General features: G+C 61.7%; 2 protein-coding genes. Both read left to right on the top strand.

What is annotated here, in order from left to right:
• The coding region (locus ITP53_RS55695; protein WP_207757793.1) for a hypothetical protein at window positions 1-325 on the top strand (325 nt) is incomplete at its 5' end.
• An 89-nt stretch (window positions 326-414) separates the two neighbouring features.
• On the top strand, window positions 415-598 hold a 184-nt coding region (locus tag ITP53_RS55690; protein ID WP_195903539.1), incomplete at its 3' end, for an FAD-dependent oxidoreductase.

The raw sequence follows: 598 nt of genomic DNA, 5'->3' as shown, positions 1-598 counted from the left end.
GGAGCACCTCGACCGGATGCCCGAATACATCGGAAACGACGTCCGGAAGCACCATCGCCGAGCGGTGACCAATCCCCGTTTCGACGCCATGCTCCGGCTTTTCGAAGAGGGCCGCGTCGAGCCGGTACACTACGTCGCCAGGCCCTACGGAAAAATTACGATCCTGGTCACGGTCTCACCGATCCGGGTCAATGGCGAACTGGTCGGCTTCTCTCAGATCGTCCTTCTCAAGGACGAAGTACAGAAGCTCTTCGCGCTGTTCGACGAGTCAGGACGCGAATCCTTCGAGAGAGAAATGCTGCCTAACGGTCTGCCGACGGCCTGAAAGTGCCGCCCGCCTCTGATCGCCTGGCCCGGAAGGGCGGGGCTGAGGGCGAACTTCGGGCCGGCCGGCGTGTGGAAATGGTGAGAGATATGAGCGAAGCAGAGAGCATCGGCATCACGGCCGACGTGTTGGTCATCGGTTTCGGCAAGGGCGGGAAGGATCTCGCGGGGACCATGGGACGCGAGGGCAAGAGGGTCGTCATGGTGGAGCAGTCGGATCAGATGTACGGAGGGACGTGCATCAACATCGGCTGTGTACCGACCAAGGCGCTGG

Origin of the sequence: Nonomuraea cypriaca, assembly GCF_015645445.1 — a bacterium.
Taxonomy (GTDB): domain Bacteria; phylum Actinomycetota; class Actinomycetes; order Streptosporangiales; family Streptosporangiaceae; genus Nonomuraea; species Nonomuraea cypriaca.
This window is presented reverse-complemented; position numbering and strand designations above follow the sequence as displayed.